Raw genomic sequence first — 6,079 nt, 5'->3', positions numbered from 1 at the left:
GACCGTCTACCGGAGTCGGGAGATCCTCGGCGAGTGTCCGCGCTGCGGCGCTCTCGGCGGCGAGTGGCAAAGCGGCGCCGAATGTGATCTGACCGATCTGGAGATCGAGCACGCCGAAGCGTTCGCCTCTCCGTGAGGCGCGCAGTGGCGCAGGCTTTCCAGCCTGCGGTTGTTCTTGTAGCGCAGGCTTTCGAGCCTGCGTTTCGCAGACTGGAAAGTCTGCGCTACATTCGCATACGTAGCGCAGGCTTTCGAGCCTGCGTTTTTTCGCAGACTGGAAAGTCTGCGCTACTCCTTGGCCGAGGGGGTGACGCGCAAAACCGAAAGGAAAACTTCTTGAGGGATCTCGACGCGACCGATTTTTTTCAGCCGCTTCTTTCCTTCTTTTTGCTTCTCCAGCAACTTGCGTTTACGAGTGACATCGCCGCCGTAGCATTTGGCGAGGACGTTTTTGCCGATGGCGCGAATAGTTTCGCGGGCGATGACGCGGCTTCCGATGGCCGCCTGGATCGGCACGTCGAAAAGCTGCCGGGGAATCAGCTCGCGCATCTTCTCCACGATCGCTTTGCCCCGCCGATAGGCGCTCTCCCGATGGACGATGATCGAGAGTGCATCCACCGGCTCGCCGGCCACCAGAATATCGAGCTTGACGAGATCGGCCTCCCGATAGCCCGCCAGACGATAGTCGAGCGAGGCATAGCCGCGCGAGAGCGACTTCAACCGATCATAGAAATCGAGCACGATCTCCGCCAGAGGCAGCTCGTAGGTGAGAAGCACCCGGGTCGGCGTGATGTATTCGAATCGCTTCTGCACGCCGCGCTTTTCTTCGAGCAAACCCAGAATCGGGCCCACATACTCGGCGTTGGTGAAGATCATGGCCTCGATGATCGGTTCCTCGATGGCCGCGATCGTGGCCGGGTCGGGCAGTTTGGATGGGTTTTCCACCTCGATGATCTCGCCCGTGCGCGTCCGCACGCGATAGCGCACGCTCGGCGCCGTGGTGATCAGCTCGAGGTGAAATTCCCGCTCCAGGCGCTCCTGCACAATCTCCATGTGGAGCAATCCGAGGAATCCGCAGCGAAATCCAAAGCCGAGCGCCGCCGATGTCTCCGGTTCAAAATGGAACGAGGAGTCGTTGAGCCGGAGCTTCTCCAGGGCGTCGCGGAGGTCTTCGTAATTGCCGCTCTCGACCGGATAGAGTCCGGCGAAGACCATCGGCTTGATCTCCTGAAATCCCGGGAAGGGATGAGCCGTTGGACGTTTCGCGTCAGTGATCGTATCGCCGATTTTCACGTCGGAGATCGTCTTGATGTTGGCGATGACGTAGCCGACCTCGCCCACCGACAGCTCATCAATCGAGCGCGGTTTGGGCGTCAGGACGCCCAGAGCTTCGACCTCATACTCACGATTATTTGACATCAGGCGAATCCTCATCCCCGGTTGAAGCCGTCCCTCCATCACCCGAACCATCACCACGACGCCCCGATAGGGATCAAACCAGGAATCGAAGATGAGCGCCTTGAGCGGGGCCTCCGGATCGCCCTGCGGCGGCGGAATGCGCTCGATAATCGCCTGAAGAATCTCGTTCACGCCGATGCCCAGTTTGGCGCTCGCCAGCAGCGCCTCGCTGGCATCGAGCCCGATGATGGTTTCAATCTGCTCCTTGACCTTGTCCGGTTCGGCTCCGGGCAGATCAATCTTGTTGATCACCGGGATCAGTTCGAGATTGTGCTCGATGGCGAGGTAGGCGTTGGCCACGGTTTGCGCTTCCACCCCCTGCGACGCATCCACCACGAGCAAGGCTCCCTCGCAAGCGGCCAGGCTGCGCGAGACTTCGTAGGAGAAGTCCACATGTCCGGGCGTATCAATCAGGTTGAGAATGTAGCTCTGTCCGTCGGGGGCCGTGTATTCCAGGCGCACGGCATGCATCTTGATGGTGATGCCGCGCTCGCGCTCCAGATCCATGGCGTCGAGAACCTGCTCGGTCATCTCCCGTTGACTGAGAGCCCCGGTTAATTCCAGCAGGCGGTCGGCCAGCGTTGACTTCCCGTGATCAATATGGGCGATGATGGAAAAGTTCCGGATGTGTTGCGGTGCGGTCATCTGACGATAACTTCTTTCATCGTGAAAGTGGTGCCGCGAGAGGCCGTGGTCTTCATGCGGGTGAAGCTCCGGCGAAGGTATCACGGGCCAGCATAGCGCCGCCGATGACCCCCGCTTGACCTCCCAGAAGCGCGGCGACGATCCGGCAGTGCGTGGCCATGATGCCGAAGGCGCGACGCCGCACGGTTTCGATGATCGGATTCAGCAGCAGATCGCCGGCCACCATCACGCCTCCGCCCAGGACAACCATATCGAGATTGAGGAGATTGATGACGTTGGCCACAGCAATGCCGATCCACCGCCCCGTTTGTTCGATCATCATCAGGGCGAAGTCATCTCCGTTGACGGCTTCGGCGGCGATTCTCTCCGGCGTCAGCTCTCCTTTGTCCGGCGACGCCAGCCGCGACAGCGAGGAACTCCGATCGCGGAAGAGGCGTTCGCGAGTCCGCCGCACGAGATTGGGCCCCGAGGCGATCGTCTCCAAACAGCCGTGGTTCCCACAGACGCAGGCCAGACCATCGGGATCAACCGTCGTATGCCCGAACTCTCCGGCAAATCCGAGAGCGCCCCGATAAATCTTCCCTTCGATGATCAGTCCCGCGCCGATTCCCGTACCCAGGGTCACGTAGATGAGATGGCGCATCCCCTGAGCGACGCCGCACGTATACTCGCCGTAAGCCGCGACGTTGGCATCATTATCGAAGACCACCGGCAATCCCGTCGCCTTCACCAGTTCATCATAAAGGTCCATCTCGGCCAGCGCCGGGAGGTTCGGGGCCACTTCCACCCGATGCGTCGCAGGATTCACCAGCCCGGGCACGCCCGCGCCCAGAGCCGCAATCTCCCAGCCTCGCTCCTGCGCCCGTGCGCGCAATCGGTTCACCGCATCCAGAGCCGCCGCGACAATGGCACCGGGATCATTTCGGAGAGGTTGCTGGGTGATCTCGTAGATTTCTCCCAGACCATTGGTGATCGCCGACTTGATAGTCGTCGCGCTCAGGTCCAGGCCGATGTAGAAACGCTCGCGCTCCATTCACCCTCTCTTCTCTCGCCGGTGGGGATGACTATAACAGACCCCGCCCACACCCGTCAAACACGCCTTCGAGGAACGACATGGCACGAGTCTTAGCCCTGAGGTGCAAACGTCGGCAATCTCCCGGGGACGGAAACGATTGCCCATCGTCAATTTCAGATTCCAGTCGTGACTGTCACGATTTTCACGTGCCTGTATCCTGGGAGCGCCCGGTTGTTGCGTGCTGTTGCTCGCACCGTTAAAAGGCGCTCGCCGGGTAATTGCCCGCAACGGGAGATTGTGACGTCGCGATGGACTCGGAGGAATGACGCTTTGGGCCCCCTTCTTGCCTGGTCCGGCGCCCCGATGCTAGCATGATGAGCGTGAGACTTTTCCAGAGCGAGGATCAGAAGCGATGAGCACGGAACGCGAACAGGCTTTTCGCGTCGTGGATCGGCGACCGTTCAATCCCGATGGGACGCTGCGTCCGGAATTTGCCGATCAGTACGAATCCTCGACCACGGTGGAGCAGCGCCCCTCAGAAACGCCATCTCCGTCCGAAAGTGCAACGCGAGCCGCACCGGCGGAGCCTCCGGCTACATCGCCGCTCTTTCTCGATTTCCTCATGGGGCTCGTTTCTTCGGCCGCCATGCACTTGGGGATGGTCGAAAATCCCGAAGCGGGTCAAAAACAGATTGATCTCGTAGCGGCCAAACAGATGATTGATCTGCTCGGCGTTCTTCGGGAGAAAACGAACGGAAACCTCTCGCGCGAGGAGCAGCAGGTTTTCGACGGCTCATTGACCGAACTGCGCATGAGGTATGTTCACCTGACCAGTAGCAGGAAGGAGCGGGCCTGACGCGCGATGAAGGCCGGTTGGCGCCATCTTCTGCTGCATCCATGAGAGAGATCCGATTCATCCGCCGATGGGGACTGGACGAACTGATGCGCCCGACGGTCGTCACCTTTGGCGTCTTCGACGGGATGCACATCGGCCATCAGAGGATCATGACGACCGTCGTCGAGCAGGCCCGGCGCCTCGGCGTCACTCCAACGGTGGTCACCTTTGATCCTCACCCGCGCCTTGTTCTTCGACCCGAGACGGCCCCGCCACTGCTGCAAACGCTCGAGCAACGCATCGAGATTATGGTCGAGATGGGCATCCAGCAGGTGGTGATCCTCCCGTTCACATCAGACCTCGCCGCCACGCCCGCGGAAACTTTTCTCGAACACTACATCTTCGGGCAACTCGATGCGCGCGAGCTGTACCTCGGCAAGGGAGCGGCGTTCGGTCACAAGCGGCGAGGCAATATCGAGCTGGCCCGCGACGTGGCCCGTCGCCTCGGACGCAGGGCCATCGAGGTCGAGGAAGTGAAGCTGCGCGGTCATCGGGTCAGCGCAACGATGATCCGCCGATTGCTCAAGGCCGGCCGGGTGAACCTCGCGCGACGGATGCTCGGTCGCCCTTATGAACTCATCGGCCACGTCGTCAAGGGAGAGGGGCGCGGCCATGAGCTGCTCGTGCCGACGGCCAATCTCAACGTCGAAAACGCCGTGCTGCCTGCCGTGGGCGTCTACATCACGCTGGTCGGCATCGGGCAAAAGTGGCATCGCAGCGTAACCAACGTGGGCTATCGGCCGACCTTCGGCGGCGACAGTGATCTCATGGTCGAACCTCACCTGCTCGACTGGCAGGGCGATCTGCTCGGCGAGCGCCTCCGGCTGCGCGTGCTCCACCGGCTGCGACCGGAAAGGCGATTCGACACCCCGGAGGACCTGAAGCGCCAGATCAAGCGAGACTGCCAGAGGGCCGCCCGCTACTTCGCCCACCCGGCCGTCCGGCGCGCCTTCGCAAGACTCATCGAAGGAGATCCTTTCAACCTCTCCCTCGAAAGTAATCTCCCAGCGGATGAAAGGTCCTAGCGGATTACTCATCAGTTGGCCCCCTTCATGCGTCGGCAAACGCACTTTCATCCTTCATGGTGTACGATGACACATGGGCGATCCCCTTGAAGATAGCCCGGGAGAGCACGCCTCCGGCGTGCCCGCTTGACGGGTGACAAACGGGTGTTCCTCATTTGGGGCGAATCGGTCCATTGAGTGATCCCTGACAATACGCCGACCTGTGAGTCGCAAACCGGCCCTGAACGGCCTCCGGCCGGGCCCCCGACCCACCGCAGGGCCTGGGTCAAAAACCTTGTTCCTAAAAAACGATAATTTTTTCTTGACAACCTCGCGGGCTTCGTGTAATATCTGGCCCGGTTTCAGGTTGCACCTCAAAAGTCTGATGAAAAAAGGAGGATGGTATGAAGAAGCTTCTAACGCTGATCGGTATGTTGGTGGCTCCGTTGGCGTTGACGATGGTCCTGCCCCATCTGGCAGTGATCCTCATCATTCTTCTGGCCACACCGCCAGGCTCACCTCTGTTTCCGGCTGCCGTGCTCCTCGGTTTCGGGTTGCTCAGCCTCCTATCTAGTTTCGCAGCGGCAGCATGAGTCGGCGGAATTTCCCGTTGACAGATTCTTTGATTGCGTGTAGTATTGGGCTGACAACGAACGATTTGAAACAAACTATTAAAGGAGGATGGTTATGAAGAAGCTATCAGTGATGGTTCTGGCCTTGACATCGGTCTTGGGCTTCTCTGTGGCTGCAGCGTTGCCGAACCTGCTGGCAATTGGGTTCATTCTCCAGGCGCTTGGTAACAACGTGTTGAGCCAACTGCTGTCAGCCATCCCTGTGGTGCTGTCCATTGTCCTGGGGTTCTTCATCGTTGACCCGCTGATCCTGTAACCACTCCGGCAAACGGATGTGTCACAGGGCTAAGCGTGGTCACGTGAGTGTGGAATGGAAGGTGTTGATCCAAAACTAAAAAATTTGAAAAAGGAGGGCTGTTATGAAGAAACTCATTGCGCTGAGTTACCTGGCTGTGCCGCTCGCATTGAGCGCCATGAAATTGATGCCGGC

Annotated in this window: 6 protein-coding genes; 4 read left to right on the top strand and 2 right to left on the bottom strand. The window is 59.8% G+C overall.

All coding sequences use genetic code 11. From position 1 onward, the window contains the following. Positions 1–288: 288 nt before the first annotated feature. Together lepA and VNM72_06995 are read right to left on the bottom strand one after the other, a co-directional pair. On the bottom strand, positions 289–2,103 hold the full coding sequence (lepA, locus tag VNM72_07000) for a translation elongation factor 4 (protein ID HXF05147.1): 1,815 nt from the start codon (positions 2,101–2,103) through the stop codon (positions 289–291). Positions 2,104–2,155: 52 nt separating this feature from the next. Then, positions 2,156–3,136, bottom strand: coding sequence for an ROK family protein (locus VNM72_06995; GenBank protein ID HXF05146.1), 981 nt, complete (start codon positions 3,134–3,136; stop codon positions 2,156–2,158). A 394-nt stretch (positions 3,137–3,530) separates the two neighbouring features. Between VNM72_06995 and VNM72_06990 the strand changes: the two genes are divergently transcribed. From VNM72_06990 to VNM72_06975, 4 genes are all read left to right on the top strand, one after another. Further along, positions 3,531–3,974, top strand: a complete 444-nt coding sequence (locus tag VNM72_06990; GenBank protein HXF05145.1) for a DUF1844 domain-containing protein — start codon at positions 3,531–3,533, stop codon at positions 3,972–3,974. A 41-nt stretch (positions 3,975–4,015) separates the two neighbouring features. Continuing rightward, positions 4,016–5,038 carry a riboflavin biosynthesis protein RibF gene (ribF, locus tag VNM72_06985; GenBank protein ID HXF05144.1) on the top strand — a complete coding sequence of 341 codons (1,023 nt, stop codon included), beginning with the start codon at positions 4,016–4,018 and terminating at the stop codon, positions 5,036–5,038. Positions 5,039–5,421: 383 nt separating this feature from the next. Then, on the top strand, positions 5,422–5,610 hold the full coding sequence (locus tag VNM72_06980) for a hypothetical protein (protein HXF05143.1): 189 nt from the start codon (positions 5,422–5,424) through the stop codon (positions 5,608–5,610). Between the two features lie 94 nt (positions 5,611–5,704). Next, entirely contained in the window at positions 5,705–5,905 is a 201-nt protein-coding gene (locus VNM72_06975; GenBank protein HXF05142.1) for a hypothetical protein, read from the top strand. Positions 5,906–6,079: the final 174 nt, after the last annotated feature.

The sequence above is a fragment of the Blastocatellia bacterium genome, assembly GCA_035573895.1.
Taxonomy (GTDB): domain Bacteria; phylum Acidobacteriota; class Blastocatellia; order HR10; family HR10; genus DATLZR01.
This window is presented reverse-complemented; position numbering and strand designations above follow the sequence as displayed.